This window comes from Alteromonas gracilis (assembly GCF_002993325.1).
GTDB classification, from domain to species: Bacteria; Pseudomonadota; Gammaproteobacteria; order Enterobacterales; family Alteromonadaceae; genus Alteromonas; species Alteromonas gracilis.
In genome coordinates, this window is record NZ_PVNO01000005.1 from 166,598 (window position 1) to 187,224 (window position 20,627).

16 protein-coding genes are annotated in these 20,627 nt (G+C 44.0%); 10 read left to right on the top strand and 6 right to left on the bottom strand.

Features of this window, described 5'->3' with window-relative positions:
- Window positions 1-17: 17 nt before the first annotated feature.
- A complete protein-coding gene (locus C6Y39_RS03480; protein WP_105929932.1) occupies window positions 18-1,115 on the top strand; it encodes a tetratricopeptide repeat protein in 1,098 nt (365 codons plus the stop codon).
- A 48-nt stretch (window positions 1,116-1,163) separates the two neighbouring features.
- Here C6Y39_RS03480 and C6Y39_RS03485 read toward each other — a convergent pair whose 3' ends face one another.
- The 6 genes from C6Y39_RS03485 to glpK form a co-directional block, all read right to left on the bottom strand.
- A complete protein-coding gene (locus C6Y39_RS03485; protein ID WP_105929933.1) occupies window positions 1,164-3,293 on the bottom strand; it encodes an alpha-galactosidase in 2,130 nt (709 codons plus the stop codon).
- Between the two features lie 269 nt (window positions 3,294-3,562).
- Window positions 3,563-5,020 (bottom strand): SLC5 family protein, encoded by a 1,458-nt coding sequence (locus C6Y39_RS03490; RefSeq protein WP_105929934.1) that lies wholly within the window; start codon window positions 5,018-5,020, stop codon window positions 3,563-3,565.
- A 19-nt stretch (window positions 5,021-5,039) separates the two neighbouring features.
- Entirely contained in the window at window positions 5,040-5,789 is a 750-nt protein-coding gene (locus tag C6Y39_RS03495; protein ID WP_105929935.1) for a SapC family protein, read from the bottom strand.
- 13 nt (window positions 5,790-5,802) lie between these two features.
- A complete protein-coding gene (locus C6Y39_RS03500) occupies window positions 5,803-7,335 on the bottom strand; it encodes a tryptophan halogenase family protein (protein ID WP_105929936.1) in 1,533 nt (510 codons plus the stop codon).
- A 125-nt stretch (window positions 7,336-7,460) separates the two neighbouring features.
- Complete coding sequence (locus C6Y39_RS03505) at window positions 7,461-10,193, bottom strand: TonB-dependent receptor (RefSeq protein WP_420808450.1); 2,733 nt, start codon at window positions 10,191-10,193, stop codon at window positions 7,461-7,463.
- Window positions 10,194-10,563: 370 nt separating this feature from the next.
- The gene (gene glpK / locus C6Y39_RS03510) at window positions 10,564-12,048 is read right to left on the bottom strand and encodes a glycerol kinase GlpK (protein WP_105929937.1); all 1,485 of its coding nucleotides are present in this window, start codon (window positions 12,046-12,048) and stop codon (window positions 10,564-10,566) included.
- Window positions 12,049-12,206: 158 nt separating this feature from the next.
- Between glpK and C6Y39_RS03515 the strand changes: the two genes are divergently transcribed.
- The 9 genes from C6Y39_RS03515 (at window position 12,207) to mshL (ending at window position 20,627) form a co-directional block, all read left to right on the top strand.
- On the top strand, window positions 12,207-12,965 hold the full coding sequence (locus C6Y39_RS03515) for a DeoR/GlpR family transcriptional regulator (protein ID WP_105929938.1): 759 nt from the start codon (window positions 12,207-12,209) through the stop codon (window positions 12,963-12,965).
- A gap of 357 nt (window positions 12,966-13,322) precedes the next feature.
- The gene (gene glpD, locus C6Y39_RS03520; protein ID WP_105929939.1) at window positions 13,323-14,861 is read left to right on the top strand and encodes a glycerol-3-phosphate dehydrogenase; all 1,539 of its coding nucleotides are present in this window, start codon (window positions 13,323-13,325) and stop codon (window positions 14,859-14,861) included.
- A gap of 146 nt (window positions 14,862-15,007) precedes the next feature.
- Complete coding sequence (locus tag C6Y39_RS03525) at window positions 15,008-15,589, top strand: phosphoglycerate mutase family protein (protein ID WP_240618800.1); 582 nt, start codon at window positions 15,008-15,010, stop codon at window positions 15,587-15,589.
- Between the two features lie 132 nt (window positions 15,590-15,721).
- The gene (locus C6Y39_RS03530) at window positions 15,722-16,225 is read left to right on the top strand and encodes a hypothetical protein (protein WP_105929941.1); all 504 of its coding nucleotides are present in this window, start codon (window positions 15,722-15,724) and stop codon (window positions 16,223-16,225) included.
- A 165-nt stretch (window positions 16,226-16,390) separates the two neighbouring features.
- Window positions 16,391-17,305, top strand: coding sequence for an agglutinin biogenesis protein MshI (locus C6Y39_RS03535; protein ID WP_105929942.1), 915 nt, complete (start codon window positions 16,391-16,393; stop codon window positions 17,303-17,305).
- Window positions 17,302-17,928, top strand: coding sequence for a PilN domain-containing protein (locus C6Y39_RS03540; protein ID WP_105929943.1), 627 nt, complete (start codon window positions 17,302-17,304; stop codon window positions 17,926-17,928). The genes C6Y39_RS03535 and C6Y39_RS03540 overlap by 4 nt, the downstream gene beginning before the upstream one ends.
- A complete protein-coding gene (gene gspM / locus C6Y39_RS03545) occupies window positions 17,903-18,550 on the top strand; it encodes a type II secretion system protein GspM (protein ID WP_105929944.1) in 648 nt (215 codons plus the stop codon). The genes C6Y39_RS03540 and gspM overlap by 26 nt, the downstream gene beginning before the upstream one ends.
- 9 nt (window positions 18,551-18,559) lie before the next feature.
- The gene (locus tag C6Y39_RS03550; RefSeq protein WP_240618801.1) at window positions 18,560-18,886 is read left to right on the top strand and encodes an agglutinin biogenesis protein MshK; all 327 of its coding nucleotides are present in this window, start codon (window positions 18,560-18,562) and stop codon (window positions 18,884-18,886) included.
- Window positions 18,870-20,627 carry a pilus (MSHA type) biogenesis protein MshL gene (gene mshL, locus C6Y39_RS03555; RefSeq protein ID WP_105929945.1) on the top strand — a complete coding sequence of 586 codons (1,758 nt, stop codon included), beginning with the start codon at window positions 18,870-18,872 and terminating at the stop codon, window positions 20,625-20,627. Before C6Y39_RS03550 ends, mshL begins: the two co-directional genes overlap by 17 nt.

Genomic DNA, 20,627 nt, shown 5'->3' on the forward strand with positions numbered 1-20,627 from the left:
ATACATAAGGACTTGAAATGAAGATAAGTAACCTTGCTGCAACAGTGTTGTGTGCGGTGACGTTTTTAACCCCTGTATCCTCCCTCAATGCTTACGCCAATGAAAGTGAGCGTGCTGCAATTGAAAACACGACCGCGCAGGATGAAGCGTTAAAACAAAGTTTTGAACGTGATGAATTTTCAAAAGTTATTGAAACGCTTAAGCCGTTAAAAAATAAGACTCCGAAACATTACAATATGCTCATTTCAGCGCTAATGAATACAGATTTAGATGAAGCTGAAGAGGCCGCTGAGGATTTTATACATGTGTACAGTAATGATTTTAAAGCCTACCACATGCATGCAAGCGTGATGGGAGCGCAAGCATCGAGCAGTATTTTTTCCGCGCTGAGCTATGCCAAAAAAGCGAAGAAAAGCCTAGAAAAAGCGGTTGAGATTGCGCCTGACAATATCGCGGTTTACCAAGCATTAATGCAATTTCATTTAATGGCGCCGTCTATTGCTGGTGGTGATATTGATGAAGCAGTAAAGCTCACACAAAAGATTTCTGAGCTAGATATTAAAGAAGGCCAATTTGCGCTCGCTCGAGTGTATCTAGAAGACGGAAAAGAAGCAGAGGCCAAAGCTTTATTCGCCAAGCTAATTGAAGATGAAACTACGCGAATTCGAGGGCGAGTTGAGTTAGGCAGCTTCTATCTGGGCGATAAGCAGTATGCCTCATCGTATGAAATCTTGACCCCCCTCGTAGATGTTGAGCTAGCCGAAGTGGAAAAAAAAGGAAGCGAAGCATGGGAGGCTTATCAGAAAACCAAGAGTAATTTACTCTATGGAAAATATCGTTTAGGGCAGGTTGCTGTTGAAAGCGGCGAATATACGAATGTCGGCATTAATGCACTAGAAGGATATTTAGAAGACTATGCCACTACCAACATAGATACTGAAAGCCTGCCGTCAACTAAGTGGGCGCAGCTGCGTTTAGCTGAACTTTACTTAAATGCCGATAGAATAGATGAAGCGCAACGTATGGTTAATTTGTTAGAGGGTGAGCACGACGAACGGTTTTCTAAGATCCTCAAAAAAATTAATAAGGCAATAAAAAAACGAGCTGCGGTGTAGCACCGCAAAGCTCGTTTTTTCGCATCTTTTAATCTATGCGTTAATGCGCTAAATCGCTTTAACGGTATAAATCAAGGCTGTTTGCGGGAAGAGTACTGGCAGCTGCATACCGTATTTCATTAACACTTCACCTGAGAATACTTGCCCTTCTGTTTGTTGCAAAATTGATGGGGTGTACTCTTTTAGCTTTTCAGGCCATACACGCTCAAGGGTATATTGCTTGTTAGCATCAAGCCCTGCGAAGTAGAAACGGTTCGGCGTGGTACGTACGGTTTCTGTAACACTGTTATAGGCAAAAATACCTTCCTGCTTGTCTTTCGACACATAACCAAACTTCACATTCATGCCGTCATCATCCATGCGGAATAGGTCGCCGCCGTGGGTAATGTGACGATATTTCTTATAAAGTGAAATGGCGTCGGTTAGTACTTTTTGCTCGTGTTCCGTAAGTTCACGTGGGTCCATTTCTATACCCATATGACCAAACAAAGCTACTGCTGAACGAATCTCGATAGGTAAGTTACGACCCGTAATATGGCAGTCACGCGGTCCTACGTGGGCGCCCATGACTTCAGAGGGGAAGAAATAAGAGCAGCCGCGCTGAATATATAAGCGGTCTAGTGCATCGTTAGAGTCTGACGTCCAGAAGCGATCTGTGTGTGGCAATATGCCTAAATCTACACGTCCGCCGCCTGAACAACAGCTTTCTATTTCAATGCCTGGCTTCGCCGCTTTTACGCGGTCAATCAAGCTGTAAAGCGCTGCCATTTGGCCGTGCATTGCCGGTTTGCCTTGTAGGTTGCCCGGATGGTTTACGTCGCGGTTCATGTCCCATTTGATGTAGCTTATTTTTGGATAGGCTTTTAGTACATCAGTAATCACTTTATACAGGTACTCAACCACTTCTGGGTTGGTTAAATCTAGCACGTATTGGTTTCTAAAAGGCACATGGGGGTTGTTCTTAGTTTGTAGTGCCCACTCAGGGTGCGCGCGATACAAATCACTATCTGGGTTCACCATTTCCGGTTCAAACCAAATGCCGAATTCCATGCCGAGCCCAGTCACATGGTCAATTAAACCATCTAGCCCTTCAGGGTAAATAGCTTCATCCACAAACCAGTCACCAAGCCCAGCTTTGTCGTTTCTGCGCCCTTTAAACCAGCCGTCGTCTAATACAAAGCGTTCAATACCTAGCGGCGCTACCTTGTCAGCTAAGGCTTTAAGCTCGTCTTCGTTGTGATCGAAGTAAATTCCTTCCCACGTGTTGTAGTGCACTGGGCGAGGCTTAGACTCTGCGCTATGGTTTAGCACATTGCTACGAATAAAATTGTGGAACTGCCGCGACAGGGAAGAAAAACCTTCACAGCCATAGCCGGTATAAAGCACTGGTGATGTATAGCTTTCTCCAGCGTTAAGTACCACTTCACCCGGGAACAATAACTCACCAAATTGAACATAGCTTCTACCGTCGGCCATGAGTTCGGCGCGAAGCTTATGATTTGCTGAAGCGCCAAGGTGATAACCATAGCACTCACCGTTAAGTTCACCCGTACTTTGAGGGAATGCAATCAGGCCAGGGAAAGTGTCGTGAGAGGTTTTGCCACGACGGTTTTCACGTACATAACTTCCAAAGAATAAGTCGTGATCTTTGGTTTGAAACTCTGCAGACCAACGACCTTCAAAGGTTTTAATTTTACTAACCGTTGAGGGAAGCGGAAGACTTGCTGCGTTTAGATAGTTTAGGTTTAGTGCACTGCTGCCGGTGTTTTCTAAACGAGATACATATTTAGCAATACTCGTTTCAGCGTCTAGTTCAACGGTAGTGATTAGACGCATTCCGCGGTGGGTGTCTTCAGCGATGAAAGACACCGATCGCGCGCTTTGGTTTATGTCCACCAAGCTAAAGCATGCTGACCACTGGTCAGCATCACCTGAAACTTCAAGACCTGGCTGTCCTGTCCAACCTTCACCATGGGTAGGCACTAAGGTAATGGGTGGCTCGATTACTGGCGCACATTTAGCTTCTTGGCGTGTGTTTAAAACGCTAAGCATTTCAGGCGTTGTGCTGTCACTCAATGGCGCACCATAGTAAATGACTTTTGGCATACGACCCTGACAGTCGAATATTAAGGTAACTTTTTCGTTCGACAGGCGTACGAATTGAGAAAGTGACGACATAAAAACCTCAGCGTTAATAAAACGTAAATTTGGTGGTAAAGCTAAATATTTACAACGTAGGCAGTGACTTTTCACTGCATACTACGCCGTATTAAATCACGTCCACCTTGCGGATTCTATACTTAAAGGGTAAACGTTTAACTTTCAATGGTAGTCTGCATTGCAAGGGAAATGAAGTCTGACCAACAGGTATAAAATATAGACGATAAAATTTGTAAAAAACAAAAAGGATGCCCAGAGACATCCTTCTTTTATGTGTTTCTAAAATGTTAAGCTTCTTTTCTATAAAGCTCTAACGAAAACTCTGCCTTTTGGTTAAACACAACGCGGTTCACAATAAGGGCAAAGGCGACACAGCTAATAAGGGTTGCGAACATTAGGTGTATGTAATGAAGTCCAAATGGCGCATATAGAGGTGAAGCTTCAAAGCTCATTAATGCGTAAATTGAAACGCCGAACAACACTGCGCCAATAGCTGCGAATGCATGGACGTTTCTAAACAGTAAGCCAACAATAAATACCGAAAGAATAGGCATGCTCAATAGGCCATAGAGCTTCTGAACTAGATTTATAATACTATCAGCTTGTTGGTATACAGGGATTAGCGCTAGCGATACTACACACAATAAAACCGTAACATAGCCACTTAGCTTAGGTACGTTTGGCGTTTTGTTGATATAGCTTTCGTGAATGTCGCACACGTAAAGGGCTGTTGCAGAGTTTAGGTTACTGTTAAACGTGGTTAACACCGCAGCTGCCATGGCCGCTGCGAATACGCCAGATAGCCAATCAGGTAATACCGTTGCCACGATTTTTCCGTAAGCACTATCACCAATATCGCCAAACAGTTTATATGAAACAATACCTGGAATAACGATAATAGCAGGCACAATTAGCAGGCGAATACCGGCTGCGGCAAACACACCCTTTTGTGCTTCTTTTAAAGAAGGTGCCGCCATTGCGCGTTGAGTAATGACTTGGTTAGTACCCCAGTAAAACATTTGAATGAAGATCATGCCGGTAAGCAACGTATGCCAGGGGATCGGAGACTCATCATCGCCAATAAGCGTGAGTCGCTCCTGTGGGATACCGTCAAAGTTATAGTCGATGGCTTGAAGCGCGAGAATAACCACTAGTACGGCCATGGATAAAAGCAGCACGCCTGAGTAGGTATCAGACACCGCTACCGCACGTAGACCGCCGAAAATAGCGTATAGGGCACCAACGATAACGAAGATAACTGCAATGTACATCAGCGGCAGTTCAACGTTAAACATAGACTGCATAAACAAAGAGCCAGAATAAATTACCGCAGGGCAGAATATCAGAGCGCTACCAGCGAAGAACAAAGCACTAATAACAGCGCGAATATGCTTATCGTGATAACGCTGCTCTAGAAGCTCAGTGGTGGTTGTGCACTTGAACCTGTAATACACGGGTAAGAATACTTTGGCCAAGACGAAAAGACCTACCACAGCAGAAAGCTCCCAAAGAGCAAGCAATGCCATTTGGTTACCGTTCATACCAACAAGCTGGTCGGTACTCAAATTAGTGAGCGTAATACTACCGGCAACGAAATACCAAGCCAGGCCACCGCCTGCCAAGAAATATTCGCGGTTTTGATTTTGTGCATTTCTATTTTGTCCGCGGCAACTTAAATAGGTAAGAAAACCAATTAAAGCAGTCACAAAGACAAAAACAGACACCTGAATAGTGCTGGAAAACATGTTGTACTCCTAGGGGCAGTTATGACTTGCTGGTTTCGAACTTAATGTTGTTAACAGCACGACCAGGGAACTTGGTGTTATGAAGGCGAATAACGCGGTTCACTTGAAAAATTGAGCCGAGAATACTGAAAAGCACATTCAATAGCCCTTTTTGGTTGAGGGTAGCAAGCTCATCGCCACTAAGATTTTGTAAGCGCTGCTCGTTTACTGTAGCTAAGCCTCCAACTCGCTGATTTGTGTTATCTTTATATTCAATAATCAAATCGACGGCGTGTATCAGCCCCATTTCGTTTAGTTGGTTGAGCATGACAGCGGTTTGTTGCATAGCAGCAATACGCTCTTCAAGTAGCTTTTTCTTATTATCTAAATAGGCAGTTGGGCGCTTTGATTCTAAGAACAGTGTCTCGCCTGTTTGTGAAGAAACAGCAGGTGATTCAACATCAACGAGAATTTCTTGCTGCTGTGAGTCATTGTTCACACGGGCTATAAAAGGTAGGGTACGCAAGCTTAAGGGCGCATAATGACCTAGCCACGTGCCTTGGGTTTCAAATACATTTTCCTGCGGCGCTAACCCACAGAGTGCCGAGATAGTCCAATATTTTGCATCGGGTGACTTACTAAAAAACAGCGGGAATTCACTCGCTGCCTGCACGGTCTCTTTAATTTCAATATTAACTAAATGGAATTTAGAGAAAGTCGTCGCTAACTTGCTTTCATCAATAGTGATATTGCTGTGGGCATCGGCCGATAAAACTTCAAATTTTGGCATATTATAATTCTCGTTAGCTTGCCAACCACTGCTCGATATAGTCGCGGTGGTTAGGTAAGCTGCTTAGTTTTTGCTGCGTAATAAGCTGATTTTGTTTAATAACTTTATCTGCTAGATCGCGCTCGTTATAAAAATGGGATTGCAAAGAAAAGTCTGGAGAAAATCCCATTCCGTAAAGTACATACTGATAGCTAGCGGCGGGGAATAGCTCAATAGCCGCTGAAAAATCAGCAATTTGGGGGCCGCGATACTTCCATATTTCCAAGTCTTCTTTTAAAGAGTCTGGGATAGAAGCCGCATCGCGATTGGCAACCCAATAAGGTTCACTGCGTTGATTAAAAATATAATGGAGCTTTAAGAAATCAATGATACGCTGCCAGCGATAATTCATTTGCTTGTTAAAGCGTTGACTAACGATAGGCATGGCCGATGTAGGCAACGGCATCTGCTCTGCAATATAGCGAGCCGAAATCTCAATAAGCATAAGAGCTGTGGCTTCCAAAGGTTCTACAAAACCCGCAGAGAGTCCAACAGCAATGCAGTTGCCTTTCCAAATTCGTTTCTTATAGCCAGAATTAAAGCGTATTGTGCGGGCTTTTAGGTCGCCGTACTCGTCGCCTACGTATTGACGCAATACTTCTTCTGCCCGTTCGTCGGTAGTGAAATCAGTGGAATAAACGTGACCTACACCTCTTCTTGAAGACAAGCCAATATCCCAAATCCAGCCTGCTTCTTGTGCTGTGGCTTGGGTATAGGGCTTTATTTCGAAGTCTTCCTCGTGGGGTACATGAAGGGCAAGGGCAGAGTTGTTGAATAGCACATCGTTTGCAGACACAACGCTTTCGCCTAGTGTTTCGCCAAGCAGTAGTGAGCGAAAACCAGAACAGTCGACGAATAAATCGGCGTCTAGAACCATGCCGTTGTTGAGGGTAACGCTTTCGACATGCTCACTTGATGACGCAGCCACGTTCTCAACTGTGGCGACAATATGCTTTACGCCTAACTCAGTCTTGCTGAAATCTCTTAGCATATCGGCAAAAGCGCCAGCATCTAAGTGATAAGCGTAGTTCGATTGTGCACTGCTGTATTCTTGTTCGCTGAGCGTGCGCGGTGCCATATTGCGTTCACACACGTGCTGCTGAAAGTTAGTAGCATTGGCAAAATTTGCAATGTCACCTACGTAAGGCGCCATCTCAACACGGCCGTAGCCTAGCGGCACAGTAAACGGGTGGTAGTAAAAATCACCATCGCCATTTACCCAATTTACAAACTTGCCGCCTTGCTTAAATGCTGCGCTGCAGCGTCTAAATACTTCTTTTTCAGATAGGCCAATGTCTTTAAGCGTATTTCGCATTGTTGGCCAAGTGCCTTCGCCCACGCCAACGGTAGGGATGTCACTGGACTCAACTAGCGTAATGTCTAAACCACATTCACCCATTGCTACTTTATGCTTAGCTGCGACGATAGCAGCGGTAAGCCAGCCTGCTGTGCCGCCACCTACGATAACAATACGCTGTTTTTTAGATGTATCAGATGAATGGTTCATGAAACAACACTACTTAAATGGAATTATGACTGCTTTCTACATTTATCCATAAACGTACTCGATTTGCCAATAGGCTTATGGATAAATGGCAGGGTTTTACCCCTGCCAAAACACACACACAAATTTTAGAATGAGCCTCGGATGCCTACAGAGTAGCGAGCACCATTGTCTTCAATTGAGTAAATTTGGTCTGGGAAGCGGCCTGTTTGTGTAAGCTCTTCTTCAGTTACGTTTATGCCTTCAACAAATACCGTTAGGTTTTCGTTGATGTCGTAACTTGCGCTTACGTCCCACTGACCATAGGTTTCAGTAGTGGTCGGCTCACCAGATAAACCATTATCAAGTGAAAACAGGAATGACTCACGATTATTAAACGCAACACGTGCTTGGAAAGCATCTCGCTCGTAGAACACGATAAGGTTTTGCGAATCGCCTAGACCTTCCAGTGCAAATGTTTGGCTAGTATCGCCAGATACCTCTGCGTCACTGTTAACTACTGTAGCGTTGGCTGTTACACCGAAGCCATTGTCCCACACGTGAGTAATAGCAACTTCGTAACCGTTAACCGTAGCAGTTTCACCGTTTTGCGGACGAGTAACCGTATAAACTTCACTAGCACCGTTTAGCTCTTCAGTGTCTGCAACTACATCTCGATTAGGGTCTTGTGGATCCAGCGATACGCCTGGTGCACAGTCTGCTGCAGCACAACGGAAATCACCTGGGAGGCGGTCAGTCATGTTATAAGTTTCTGCGCCTGAAAGAGTAACAATGAAGTCTTCTACTTCTTTACTAAATACTGCAAACGAGAAAACAGAGTCGTCGCTGTAGTACCATTCAAAAGATAGGTCCCAGTTTTCAGCGCTAAATGGCTTAAGGTTAGGGTTACCACCGCTCGCCTGAAGATTCTGACGGCGAGGTTCACCAAAGGTCGTTGCCGGTGACATCTGAGACATAGTAGGGCGTGTCAAAGAATCATAGCGAGAGAAGCGAACAATCATGTCTTCTTGCACTTCTAACTTAACGTTAAGGCTAGGCAGAAGGTTAGAATAAGACGTTGTTCCAGTAATGTTCTCTGCTGGAGCAAATACGTTTGAGAAAAGTGTTAAGTCAGTGGTTGGAACAATGTCAGAAACAAACGCTTGTACCGCTGAAACAGCTACATTTGTTTCTTCGTAACGTGCACCGAAGTTCATGGTTAGCGGCATGTCACCGATGTCATAACCAAATTCGAACTGTGCATAAAGTGCAGTTACTTCTTCTTCAATGTTATAGTAATTGTTCTGCAACGTTGGCGTTACCGGCGCACCTTGAGAGGCAAGATAGTCTAGGTACGCATCACCGTCGTATGTATACCAAGTGTCAATCAGACCGCTGAAGAAATTGTTCGCGGTAAACGGGCGGATATTCAATTCGTCAATAGGCGCTGGTGTGCCGTAACCACAGAATGCACATTGTGACGCAAACTCTTGGAATACAAATTTTTCACGCTCTGAGCGCAAGATACCGAAATCTACTTTACGGAACACGTCAGAATCAGCTAGATAGGTGAAATCTGCTTTGTATTCTGTTACTTCGTCTTCCGATGCAACAACGTTACCTAGGTCATTATAGTGAAGACGGTTTAGCGAAATATCGGGTAGTTGACCGTTGCCAAAACCATCGTGAATAACAGTAGGTGTGCTCCCTGTGCCGTCAAACTCGTAGTTGTTGATAATACCGACAACGTTAAATCGACCTTGGCCCGCAACGTCGTTTTCAGCTTCAGACGTTGAAACGTCGAATGCTGCTGAAAGTGACTCTGTAACTTGCCAATCAACATTTAAGCCAAAGCCTTTGTTGGTTACGTCACGAACTCCACGGGTTGATGATACGAAGTCAGATGCCGGGTTACCGCTACCTTGGTGAAGATCAATTTCTTGCGTAAATTGAATTGCAGTACCGTATTCAGAAATAGTTGCGGAACCCACACGGTCTGGCTCAAACCAAGACGCAAGATCCGTTACTTGTGAATCAATTTCAAACTTAGATACAAAACCGTCTAACGTGATAGTGACGTCATCAGATGGCGCGAACTGGGCAACAAGAGACGCATTTGTACGCGTTCTGTCTTGTTGATCAACAACCTGGTCCCAGTTACGAGGAAGGTAAACATTAGATGCGATTACGCCGTCGTTTCGATTAGACAGTGTAAGGCCAGGACGCCATCCAGCTGTTTGAATACGGTTAATCTGAACTTGACGCTCTTGATGCGATACTGCTAGTAATAAACCAAACTTATCGTCTGCAAATGTGTTACTTACCAAGAAAGAAGCCTGCGGAGACGTTTCTTCTGAAAGTGTCTCGTACATTCCTTTAATACTACCAACTGCTTGAAAGCCGTCGTAGTCGAAAGGGCGGGCAGTCGATACGTTAATAGTCGAGCCGATGCCACCTGATTGAAGGTTTGCAACACCACTTTTATATATATTGGCACCAGTAATTTGGTCGGCAGCCAGTACGTCGAAGTTAAAAGCACGGCCAGCATCGTCGGTAGCTAGCTGACGGCCGTTTACAAGTACTGTATTAAACTGTGGACCAAAACCACGTACTGTTACTTGTTGGCCTTCGCCGCCGTTACGGTCTATGGAAACACCAGTGATACGCTGAAGTGATTCTGCAACGTTAAGATCTGGAAACTTACCTAAATCTTCTGCTGCAATACCGTCTGAAACAGCTAGGTTTTCTTTCTTGTCAGCCATTGCTCTTTTCAAGCTGCTTACAATGCCGCGAACCTCAATAACTTCAACGGGTGCATCGTTTACATTCTGCGTGTCTGCGTCTTGTGAAAATGCGATGGGGGTATGTAGGGCAGAGGCGATAGCAACACCTAAAAGTGAGCGCTTCGCAATAGGGCCTAACTGTGATGTGTTAATTTTATGTGTCACTGTGTTTTCTCCGTGAGTAGGCTACGTTTTAACGTACTTTGCACTTAAATTACGTTCTTAGTATGTGCGGATCAAGCTTATTAACAATACTTTTACACATTTAACGTTATATTTTCGTGATTATTATTTGTAACTTTATGAAAAATATAATGTTTCTATTTAAAGGTAAAAGGTGAAACGTTTACCTTAATTTCAATACTAGCACAAAATGACAATGTAATTACAATGTTATAAAAATTTTTTTGTATAAAAAAAGTGCGGCTTATAACCGCACTTTATTAACAATCAGAAAAATAAGGAAAAATTAACTACAGCGAATTCGAGCTACAGCCTCTTTCCAGCCATCATAAGCTGCGTCTCGTTCTTGCTTTGTTAGTCTGGGAGAGAAAACGCTATCACTCTTCCAACATTGGGTGAGATCGTCAACTGAGCCGAAAAGACCGGATTGTAGCCCTGCGAGAAAAGCGGCGCCTAGTGCCGTGGTCTCCGTAATTTCAGGGCGTTCTACCTCAGCGCCTAAAATGTCCGAGAGAAACCCCATAACCCAGTCATTTCGAGACATACCGCCGTCAACGCGGATAGTAGTGGGGCGCGCTCCATCGCTTTCCATGGCCTTTTGAAGATCTTTGGTTTGATAGCAAACTGACTGTAAGCCAGCGGCGACGATTTCACTAATGCCGGTGTCACGGGTTAATCCTAAAATTGCACCTCGAGCATCTGGGTCCCAGTAAGGTGCACCTAAACCTGTAAATGCAGGCACCAGAAACACCCCGTTGTCTTGCCTGGCACGTTGGGCGAGGGCTTCGGTTTCTGCTGCATCGTCGATAAGCTTTAAGCCATCTCTAAGCCATTGTACAGTAGCCCCCGCCATGAAAATACTGCCCTCTAGCGCATAAGTCGTTTTGCCATTAAGGCGGTAACCTACAGTGGTGAGCAATCGGTTTTTCGACTGAAGGGGCTTGTCACCGGTATTTAAAATCATAAAGCAACCGGTACCGTAGGTACTTTTAGCCATGCCTTTTTCAAAACAAGCTTGCCCTACAAGAGCGGCTTGCTGGTCACCAGCAACGCCTTGAATAGGAATGGCTCTGCCGATAATGTCTTCTTTGATGACGCCAAAATCATCGGCGCAGTCCATAACCTCAGGTAGCATCGATGAAGGAATATTGAATTTGCTTAGCAATTTCTCGTCCCAACACTGATTATTTATATCGAATAGCATAGTACGAGAAGCGTTAGTGGCGTCTGTTTTATGTGACTCACCGCCCGTAAGGCGCCAAATCAAAAATGTATCAACCGTACCAAAGAGTAAGTCACCATTTTCCGCTTTTTCTCGAGCACCCTCAACATTGTCGAGTATCCAAGCTACCTTAGTTGCTGAGAAGTAAGGGTCGAGTAAGAGCCCGGTCGTTTCCGTGATGTAAGAAACGAAAGATTCGTCTTCACTGAAGTCTCGGCAATATTGTGCGGTGCGTCTGTCTTGCCAAACAATAGCGGGGTACACTGTCTTTCCCGTGTTTTTATCCCAGACTAACGTAGTTTCACGCTGATTCGTTATGCCAATAGCAGCGATATCAGAAGGCGCTAGCGAACACTTATTAAAAACTTCTTTGAGTGTAGATATAACGCTTTCCCAAATCTCTTCAGGGTCGTGCTCAACCCAGCCATCTTTCGGGTATTTTTGAGAAAATTCCTGCTGGGCTATAGCTTCAATGCTGCCTTTTGAAGAAAAAATAATACTGCGAGAGCTTGTTGTGCCTTGGTCAATGGCAAGAATATGTTGTCCCATTGGTCACTCCTGAAGATAATTTTCATAGAGTTTGCATCATTTACAGATGTTTAACAATGCTATATTTTCGAAAACGAACATTTGGTTTTCGTTTTATCATGGGAACTTTGCTTTTAAGCACGTATAATTGCATAAGTTTTTATTTCTGAGGAAGTGTGATGAACCAAACGCAAAGACACGAAAAAATTGTTGGGCTTATAAAGCAACAGGGTTTTATGTCTATTGATGATTTGGTAAGCGCCTGTGAGGTTACGCCCCAGACCATCCGAAGAGACTTAAATCAGCTTGCTGAAACTGGTGTAGTGAGCCGCTATCATGGCGGTGCTGGGTTAAACCGAAGTTGGGAAAATACCCCTTATCAGGAGCGAAAAACGCAAAACAGTGAAGTCAAAGAGAAGATCGCTGAAGCTGTTGCGGCAATGATACCCGACGGGGCATCTTTATTTATCAACATAGGCACTACCACAGAACTTATTGCCACTAAGCTGCTTAATCACAAAAACCTACACGTTGTAACGAACAATATTCACGTAGCGACTATCTTATCGGCTAAAGAAGATTTCTCAGTGATTATCGCCGCAGGCGAGGTCCGCTATCGGGACGGCGGTATTATTGGCGAAGCAACCTGTGATTTTATTAGTCAATTCCGCATGGATTACGGCATTATCGGTATCAGCGGAATTAGTTCAGATGGCGCGCTGCTAGATTTTGACTTCAGAGAAGTAAAAGTTTCACAAGCCATTTTGCAACATACCCAGCATGTTATTCTTGCTGCTGACTATAGTAAATTCGAACGCCGCGCTATGGTTGAACAGGGCCATATTTCACAAGTCGATTGCTTGGTATGTGACAAGACGCCGCCACCTAGCATAAGTAAAATTATAAAAGAAAATAATATCACTTTTGTGAAAGCGTGATCATTAGCTTGTGCTTCGGTTATGCCGTTATGCAATTATGATCATGGCATTGTCCATAATGCTATTCTATCTTTACTTGTAGCTGGCTGCGCTTGTCTAGACACATCCTATAAGAGCACGAAATTACTCTACTTTTCAATTTTCCCCTTAAGTGTGTATAAGCGGCCTTTACCGGGATATGGGGCTGTTTGTCATCCCAATCTATCTTATTGGCCTAATCAAAATCTGCAGAGTGGTGTTCATTTAACTTTCTTTAATGTTCGATAATGTTCGTTTTGTGTTGACATGTTTTCTTTTTGGTTGTCAAATAGCCAGTAATTTAGCGAATGAAAACGTGAACACCACTAGGGGCAAATTATGAGTCACAACAATGAATCTGAAAAAACAGTCGACGTTTTGGTCGTTGGCGGCGGTGTGAATGGCGTGGGTGTGGCGCTTGACGCCGCGGGACGCGGTCTTTCAGTTGCATTGTGTGAAAAAGGCGACTTAGGCGGCGCAACATCGTCATCTAGTAGTAAGCTAATCCACGGTGGCCTGCGATATCTAGAACATTACGAGTTTCGTTTAGTAAAGGAGGCACTCGCTGAGCGTGAGGTCTTATTGAAAAAAGCCCCGCATATTATGTGGCCCCTGCGTTTTCGATTACCGCATCAAAAGCATTTACGCCCCGCTTGGATGATTCGCATTGGCTTATTCATGTATGACTCACTGGCAAAACGCAACATGCTGCCTCGTTCGCGTAAGCTTTCTACTACGAGTGAAAGTCCTCTAGTTAGCAATATTACTACATGCTTTGAGTATTCAGATGGCTGGGTTGACGATGCGCGCCTTGTGGTGTTGAACGCGTTGGCTGCTCAAGACCAAGGTGCAGAAATCTATACTCGAACAGAATGCGTTAAAGCCGAGAAACAAGATAACCTGTGGAATGTAGAACTTAAAACGGTCCAAGGGAAAACGTTTACAGTTAAGGCTAAGTCAATTGTTAATGCGGCAGGCCCATGGGCGGTGTCATTTTTAGATCGCTTAGTAAATGTTAATAACCCTAATGCAATGCGAATGGTTAAGGGCAGTCATTTTATCGTACCGAAGCTTTACGATACGGAAGAAGCGTATATTCTTCAGAATAAAGACGGTCGCATTGTCTTTGTTATCCCGTACGAAGGAGACTTCTCTTTGGTGGGTACCACAGATGAAGATTATAAAGGCAATCCATCTGAAGCCGCTATTTCAGAAGAAGAAACCGACTACCTTATTGACGTTGTAAATACCTATTTCAAAACCAAAATAACGCAAGATGATATTGTGCACTCGTACAGCGGCGTTCGTCCTCTGTTGGAAGAAAAAAATGCGTCTGCACAAGAGCTTACCCGCGATTACAAGGTCGAGTTAAAAGGCGAAACTGGAAAACCTGTTTTACTTAATATCTTTGGCGGCAAGATAACAACATATAGAAAACTGGCCGAACACGCCGTTGACAAGTTAGTTACGTGTTTTCCGAAAGCAAAAAAGGCATGGACGAAAGAAGTACCTCTACCTGGCGGCGCTTTTACAGACCAAGCATCATTGGTTAAAAAGCTAACGAGTGAGTTCCCTTGGTTAGATAAATCAATAGCAGAGCGATACGCACGCCAATATGGCCTATTGTGCTATAAATTTTTAACAGGTCTCACATCGTTAGAAGAGATGGGTGAGGATTTTGGCGCGGGATTGTATCGTGCTGAGGTCGACTACCTTATCGATTGGGAGTGGGCTTGCACGCTAGAAGACGTAATATGGCGTAGAACGAAGCACGGATTGCGTCTAGATAAATCTCAGCAAACGGCGTTAGCGCAATATATAACAAGTAACATTAATGGCACTTCTGATGTTGTAAATGCTGAAGTTGCAAGCGCATAACGGTTTAAAAATAAAGGCTTTTATAAAGCCCTTTCGAGGGCTTTTTTTGTTATGTAACGCAGGGTATTTTTAAACGTAAGACGCGTTTATTTTTAATGCTCACTTACACTAATTCGACATTTATTAATAACAGGGACGTTATAGCGTTGACTTCAATAAAAGAAGTAATACTCATTCGACACGGGAAGCCTCTTTCCGCCCACAACGAAAAAGTCAGTTCGGCTAGTTACGCTAACTGGGTGCGCAATTACAATAAATCTCCTTTAGATCCATCTAGTCATCCCAAGCAGCAAGTATCCATCGAAAATAGCTACATTATTGTTAGCCCTCTGCTGAGAGCTAAACTGTCAGCCGCCTACTACGGCGTGAATCGCGTTGATGAAGAGATTTTCAATCTTAAGGAAATGGATATTCCTTATTACAAGCTTCCCTTTGTATTACGCACTTGGCACTGGGTACTATTAAGCCGTACGCTGTGGATTATGGGTTTTAAAGGTCGCTTTGAAAGCTTCAAATGTGCGCGACAGAGAGTTGAGGAACTCTCTCTACACATCGAAAGTTTGAGCAATAGCCATCAACGCATTGTGCTTTTCGGGCATGGTATGACGAACTACTTTACGCGAAAAGCGTTAATGAAAAATGGATGGGAACTCACGCAAAAAGATGGTGATTTTTGGGGTGTCACTGCACTTAGAAAATACGATGTTGAAGCGGCTAACAATGTTTAAACGTGGCAAGTGTCTATCATAACGTTTCCGCGATTTGTTGAGCCTTCCTTCAACATTTTCTAAAACTGCCGATAATAGGGTAAGTTACAAAATAAGATACGCTACTGCTCAGTATTGATTGAGAGAAGGCTGATGAAAAAAAAGAATAAAGAAACTTCTTCTATGGCTACCATCACAAAAGCACTTATTGCTGTTCTTTTTGCCATAACATTAGGGCTTACTATGAGCTTTCTTCACACGGGAGAAGAAGATACAACAACCAAGGCTTTTGCTGCTCAATTAGACAAATTCAAGCGTCATATTGTTGCTTCTCACTGGCAATGGCGAGTTCGGCAGCCGACAAACATGATTATGCTTATTCACTATGATGAATCAGGCAGTGAGATTAACCGAACGCCCGTCCGCATGAGTCACAATGGTTGGCCTAGCTATGAATTATCAGATACAGGATGTGAGAATATATGGAAAGCTTTAGTGGCCGCGCCTTTGCGTGTGGACGGCTTTAAAGTTAACGCTCGATATTACGCAGAGTTAGATGATGGCGACGATAACTATTGGTGTCGCTTTAGTCTAAGTAGCGGAAGTTATTTCGATTACTTTCCTGATGACGGTTCAGTGACCAGCCTTACAAACTAAATACTACTTCAGATAACTTTTTTGCTCATTAGGTTATACTTATGTAGGTGTTTGTTCTATTTAGATAATTAGTCTACTTTTTGTTAAGCGTTATATTACTCAATAACGCATTGGGATATTGTTAATCATACGGTAATCCCCGACATTAACGAACTAAGTGGATCTATGTTTTCTAAACCGTTTACTTCGCAAACGAAAAAAACAACGCTCACAATAGGAATATCTATAGGTGCCGCTGAGTTGCATCTTGTTGCCGTTGATTGTGGTGATACTAGCGTTGTGCTCGGTTCAGTTACATCTTTTCCTTTTGACCCTCAAGGTCCTCTTGATAAACAAATCAGCAGTGCTTTGAGCGCATTTGAAAAAGAATCATTCCGGCTGTCTGTCGTGCTCTCTCAAGATATGTATCAGATGGTTCAAGTAGAAAAGCCTGATGTGCCGGAAGAGGATATAGCGGCTGCTTTACCCTGGACGCTCGGTGAGTTAGTCCCCTATGACGCTAACAATATGGTATTGGACTATGTTGACTATCCCGTACAAACACGTGTGGGCGGTAAGAAAATAAACGTATTTGCCGCCGAGAAATCTTCCTTATCTTCAGTAGTTAGAACAATAGCAAGAAAGAAAAAGCAGGCGCTAACCCATATTCATACAAAAGAAATATTGATTACCGAAATGGTGCCCGATGATGATTATGCGCGGCTACTCATTGTTCAAGAACCCAACAGTGAGCCCTTTTTGATGATAGTTCGCTCGCGAGCAATTTGGCTAGCTCGTCGTCTTAGAGGCTTTGTAAATAAGGTGAATGACGAGGCGGGCATGTCTCAGTTAAGCGATGCCTTAGGATTGGAAATTCAGCGTTCAATGGATTTTTATGAATCGCAGTTAAAGCAACCTCCCCTTAAAGAAATTCTATTTAATACTCAGTTCGACTGTGTACCAGTTATAGAGCGTTTAAAGCCATTTCAACCAGCAGCAATGAATGTATTTACGCCACAGCTTCAATTAGCTGATGTGGTAGAGCCAACCTGTCATTTTGCTCTGGCCAGTGCGCTTGTAGCCGCGAGAGAGGGCCAATGAAAAAAACGATTAACCTCTACCATTGGTCATTAATACCTGAGAAAGAGCGCCTTCCACTTTCTAACGTCCTTTTTATAACGGGCGGAGTGCTAACTATTATGGTTAGTGCGGTAATTTTGCTTAACCTTGTCTTAAACAGTAAGCAAGAAGAGTTAGCACAGAAAACGGCTTCAGTTAAGGTGATTGAGAGTGAAATTAAAACGTTGAATACAGCGCTTGAAACCAAGCTAGATACCAAAAATCTGCAGAAAGAGTTAGACCGTGTAAATTCAAAAATTGATAGCAGGAAGCAATTGCTAGCTTACCTTGAGAGTGGGGAGCTTTCATTTGACGCTACTCGATATGGTGAAGTGATGGATGATTTGGCTAACTACCACAATCCTAATCTTTGGCTAACGGACATCGAAATTAATACGCAACGAATCCGATTGGCCGGTCAGACTGTGACTCCGTCTGTCATACCGCAATGGCTGAAAGCGCTACAGCAGTCGCCGTTCTTTGAAGGAAAAACATTTTCGTCGGTCAAATTTGATGAAGTTGACGGAAACGAAAACGTAAAAGAATTTTCTATATCTACTGATTTCGTGGGAGAGGCTGATGAGTCAATATCAACAACTCTCTGAAAAGTTCTCAGCGCTACAAGATAGAGAAAAGCAGCTCATTTTATGGGTAAGCGCTGGGCTTATTGTTTACCTTTTCTTTTGGTTTGGCATTTCGCCGGCCCTAGACAGACTGTCAGCGGCAGATAAGTCACTTTCAAGAAAGGAAAGTGAGCAAAAGGCCCTAATCATCCAAAGAGACGCGATTCAACAGGCTCTCTCTATCGATTACACCCAACGGATGCAGCAATCATTGGATGATGCACGAAAAGCATTGCTTGCAACAGATGAGGCGTTACTTGCATTTGACGAAGGGTTCGTCGCCGCAGATAAAATGCCCGACTTGCTGATGACACTGTTGAACGAAGAGAACGATATACGCCTGCTTAACTTTAGTGTAGAGCCAACACAAACCATTCGGTTTGGCGAAGGAGACACACAAAGTACGCCGTTTTATCGTCATAACATGCGCTTAGTTATTGAGGGCAGCTACTTCGATTTACGTCATTACTTAGCGCGCTTACAAGTAGCGCCAGAAAAGGTAGTAGTAACAGAATTTACGTACCGTGTAGGTGAATATCCTACTGCCACATTAGCTCTTGGGTTGGCAACGGTGAGTAGTAACGCAACTTTCATCTCGCTATAAGGAGAGAATGTGAAGCTTTCTACAATAATATTGATAAGTGCAGTACCAATTATTGTGGTGCTTTCCCCTGCTTTGGCCGCCCTCGACCCGACAAAGCCTGCAATAGGGGTTTCCAGCATGCCTAGTGAAACCAGTGCCGCTGACGGTGAGTTCACGCTTCAATCCATTTTTTCACGTAGTGATAGTTTCAGCGCAATCATATCGGGAAAGTCTTATCGCGAAGGGGATACGATTGGTGAGTACACCATTTCCAGAATTAACTCTAAAGACGTAGTTATTACCGACGGGCGTCAGCAAAAAACACTAAGAATGTATGAATATGAAATTAAAAAATAATCTTACTTTAAATGCACTGTTCGTGGCAGCAGTATGTGTACTTGCTGGTTGTCAAACGTACGGTGTTGGAGAGGAAGTAAAACCTCACATTCGCGACGAACTAAGCCGTTCGCAGAATAATACGTCTAGCGTGCCAGCGCCACCACCCCAATTAAACCAAGAGCTGCTGTCTGAGGTCGCCCGTTATCAATCACTTCCTGCGCCCGTGTCTCAAAAAACCTTTGCGGTATCGGCAAACAACGTTGACGTGCGTCCCTTCTTTGATGCATTGGTTGAGGATACGCCTTACAGCGTAGCCGTTCATCCCGCAGTATCTGGCCAAATTAGCTTAACGCTCAAAGACGTAGCACTTGACGATGTATTAACCATCATTTCTAGAATGTATCCATTGGATGTATTTTTGGAAGGCAAGGTCATTCAGGTCATGCCGTCTCAATTAAAAACCGAGTCTATCCCCGTTAACTTTCTGATGATCAAACGGTTTGGCGTATCAAATGTGAGCGTTATTGCTGGCGGAGTGAGTGAGCAGGACCAAAACAACGGTGGTAACAACGGCGGTATAAACGGTAATAACAACATTAGCGGCAACGCATTGGGTGGCCAGGGCGGCTTTGGTGGACAAGGTGGTTTTGGAGGCCAGGGCGGCAACAATATTCAGCAGCTTAACGGCTCTAACATTCAAACAACCAGCGAGAACGATTTTTGGAGCGATTTGAAAGAAGCGTTGAAAGTTTTGGTGTCACCAACAGAAGGGCGTCAAGTGGTTGTTTCCCCCCAAGCTGGCTTGGTTACCGTTCGCGCATTGCCCAGCGAAATTGCAGTGGTAAGAGATTTTCTGAATCAAAGCCAAGAAAGCTTACAGCGCCAAGTCGTGTTAGAAGCGCGTATTATTGAAGTTACGTTGAATGATGGTTATCAACAGGGTGTGCGTTGGGATCGCATTGCGAGCGGGCTTACCGGAAGTGTTAATTTTGGTTTTAGCGGAGGCGCGCTGGCTTCTAACTTCGCCGCGAATACGGCTGCAGGAATAAACCCAGCTATCAATGCAGTTAACGCAATTGGTAACACTATTTCTACGGATATTGGTGGTGTGTCTACACTTCGTATATCTCGAGGCGATTTTGATGGTGTGATTAACATGTTGCAAACTCAGGGTGATGTACAGATGCTGAGCAACCCAAGAGTTACAGTAACTAATAATCAAAAGGCTGTCATAAAAGTTGGGCAAGATGAATACTTCGTCACTGATGTGTCAACCAGCGAAGATCAAAGCGCCACACAGACTGAAAACGAAAACGACATTGAGCTTACGCCATTCTTCTCAGGTATTGCGCTAGACGTCACGCCGCAAATTGATAAAAGTGGCTCGGTTATACTTCATGTCCATCCCTCAGTAACCGAGACTGCGGAGCAAACTAAAGTGATTCAAGTGGGCGACCAGCAAATTTTACTCCCCCTTGCGCAGAGCAACATTCGAGAGTCTGACACGGTAATTCGCGCCAGAGACGGGGAAATTGTGGTTATTGGTGGACTGATGGAAACCGTTACCAGCGAGCAAGAGTCGAAAACTCCGCTGTTAGGCGATATTCCCTTCATCGGCAACGCGTTTAAAAATAAGGCGAAAACGCAAAGTAAACGCGAACTAGTCATCTTGATACGTCCTTCTGTCGTGCAGCCGGATACATGGGAAAAGCAGCGCCTTCGCACTCAGTCGCTCCTTGACCAGTGGTATAGAGAGTAA

Bases quoted from the DNA above. Each gene is read 5' to 3' on its own strand.
- C6Y39_RS03480 (WP_105929932.1), top strand. From the start codon at position 18: ATGAAGATAAGTAACCTTGCTGCAACAGTGTTGTGTGCGGTGACGTTT.
- C6Y39_RS03485 (WP_105929933.1), bottom strand. From the start codon at position 3,293: ATGTCGTCACTTTCTCAATTCGTACGCCTGTCGAACGAAAAAGTTACC.
- C6Y39_RS03490 (WP_105929934.1), bottom strand. From the start codon at position 5,020: ATGTTTTCCAGCACTATTCAGGTGTCTGTTTTTGTCTTTGTGACTGCT.
- C6Y39_RS03495 (WP_105929935.1), bottom strand. From the start codon at position 5,789: ATGCCAAAATTTGAAGTTTTATCGGCCGATGCCCACAGCAATATCACT.
- C6Y39_RS03500 (WP_105929936.1), bottom strand. From the start codon at position 7,335: ATGAACCATTCATCTGATACATCTAAAAAACAGCGTATTGTTATCGTA.
- glpK (WP_105929937.1), bottom strand. From the start codon at position 12,048: ATGGGACAACATATTCTTGCCATTGACCAAGGCACAACAAGCTCTCGC.
- C6Y39_RS03515 (WP_105929938.1), top strand. From the start codon at position 12,207: ATGAACCAAACGCAAAGACACGAAAAAATTGTTGGGCTTATAAAGCAA.
- glpD (WP_105929939.1), top strand. From the start codon at position 13,323: ATGAGTCACAACAATGAATCTGAAAAAACAGTCGACGTTTTGGTCGTT.
- C6Y39_RS03530 (WP_105929941.1), top strand. From the start codon at position 15,722: ATGAAAAAAAAGAATAAAGAAACTTCTTCTATGGCTACCATCACAAAA.
- C6Y39_RS03535 (WP_105929942.1), top strand. From the start codon at position 16,391: ATGTTTTCTAAACCGTTTACTTCGCAAACGAAAAAAACAACGCTCACA.
- C6Y39_RS03540 (WP_105929943.1), top strand. From the start codon at position 17,302: ATGAAAAAAACGATTAACCTCTACCATTGGTCATTAATACCTGAGAAA.
- gspM (WP_105929944.1), top strand. From the start codon at position 17,903: ATGAGTCAATATCAACAACTCTCTGAAAAGTTCTCAGCGCTACAAGAT.
- mshL (WP_105929945.1), top strand. From the start codon at position 18,870: ATGAAATTAAAAAATAATCTTACTTTAAATGCACTGTTCGTGGCAGCA.